The 1,935-nt window shown below is 74.0% G+C and carries 1 protein-coding gene; it reads left to right on the plus strand.

Annotation, left to right across the window (positions count from 1 at the left end):
- A partial coding sequence (locus PKY62_RS01205) for a DUF3516 domain-containing protein (protein ID WP_324534026.1) occupies positions 1–1,898 on the plus strand: 1,898 nt, incomplete at its 5' end.
- Positions 1,899–1,935: the final 37 nt, after the last annotated feature.

Consider the following 1,935-nt stretch of genomic DNA (forward strand, 5'->3'; position numbering starts at 1 on the left):
TGCACGAGGTGGTCGAGGACCTCGTGCACACCCGGCGCTCGCCGGTCTACCTCGTGCACTTCACGCAGGCCGCCGCCGTCGAGCGCGCGCAGGCCCTCATGTCGAGCACCCTCGCGTCGCGCGAGCAGCGTGACGCCATCGCCACGGAGCTCGGCGCCTTCCGGTTCGGCACGGGCTTCGGCCGGACCCTCTCGCGGCTGCTGCGGCACGGCGTCGGCGTGCACCACGCCGGGATGCTCCCCCGCTACCGGCGCGTCGTCGAGCGGCTCACCCAGCAGGGGCTGCTCACCGTCGTGTGCGGCACGGACACCCTCGGGGTGGGCATCAACGTGCCGATCCGCACCGTGGTGCTCACGTCGCTGGTCAAGTACGACGGCGTGCGGATGCGCCACCTGTCCGCGCGCGAGTTCCACCAGGTCGCCGGGCGCGCGGGCCGTGCCGGGTACGACACGCTCGGCGAGGTGGTCGTCATGGCGCCGGACCACGTCATCGAGAACCGCAAGGCGCTGGCCAAAGCGGGCGACGACCCGCGCAAGCAGCGCAAGATCGTCCGCAAGAAGGCACCCGAGGGCGCGGTCAACTGGACGGACAAGACCTTCGAGCGACTTCGCGACGCGCCGCCGGAGCCCCTGACCTCGAGCTTCGCCGTCACGCACGCCATGGTGCTCAACGTGCTGGCGCGACCGGTCGGCGATCCCGTCGAGGCGATGACCCGGCTGCTCACCGACAACCACGAGCCCGCGTCCGCGCGCGGACGGCACGTGCGCCAGGCCGTCAACATCTACCGCTCGCTGCGCACCGCCGGCGTCGTCGAGCGCGTGCCGCGTGCGGACGGCCGGGGTCGGACGGTGCGGCTGACCGTTGACCTGCCGGCCCAGTTCGCGCTCAACCAGGCGCTGTCGCCGTTCGCCTACGCCGCGCTGGACGTGCTCGACCCGGCCTCGCCGTCGTACGCCGTGGACGTCGTCTCCGTCATCGAGTCCACGCTCGACGACCCGCGGCAGGTGCTCGTCGCGCAGGAGAAGAGGGCCCGCGGCGAGGCGATCGGCGCGATGAAGGCCGAGGGCTACGACTACGAGGAGCGGATGGCTGCGATCGAGGACATCCGCCACCCGCAGCCCCTCGCGGAGCTGCTGGGCGCGACGTTCGCGATCTACCGGCGGACCAACCCGTGGGTGGCCGATCACGAGCTGTCCCCCAAGTCGGTGGTCCGCGACCTGCACGAGCGCACGATGTCCTTCGTCGAGTACGTGGGCTTCTACGGGCTGGAGCGCACCGAGGGCGTGCTGCTGCGCTACCTCGCGGACGCGTTCCGCGCGCTGCGCCAGACCGTCCCGCCCGAGCGCCGCACCGAGGACCTCGAGGAGATCATCGAGTGGCTGGGCGCGCTGGTGCGCGGCACGGACTCGAGCCTGCTCGACGAGTGGGAGCGGCTGGCGAACCCCGAGGCCGTCGAGGCGGCGGCGGCGGACGGCCCGGCGCACGAGGCCCCGCCCGCGATCACGGCCAACCGGCGCGCCTTCCGTGCCCTGGTGCGCAACGCCCTGTTCCGCCGGGTCGAGCTGGTCTCGCGCGAGCGCTGGGTCGAGCTCGCGGGCCTCGGCGACACGGACGACGACGGCGCTGCCTGGGACGCGACCCGCTGGCGCGAGGCCCTGGACCCGTACTTCGACGAGCACGCGGACCTGGGCGTCGGCTCGGACGCGCGCGGCCCGGCGCTGCTGCTCGTCACGGAGCGGGCAGCGGGCGCCGGGCTGCCGGCGCGCTGGGAGGTCCGCCAGCTGCTCGACGACCCGGCCGGGGACCACGACTGGCGGATCGACGTCGTCGTGGACCTGGCGGCCAGCGACGAGCGCGGCGAGGTCGCCCTGACGGTGCGCGCGGCCGGACGGCTGTAGGACCCCGCGCGGAGGCTCCTGACCCCGCGCGGAGCGT

This window comes from Actinotalea sp. (assembly GCF_035443605.1).
Taxonomy (GTDB): Bacteria; Actinomycetota; Actinomycetes; order Actinomycetales; family Cellulomonadaceae; genus Actinotalea.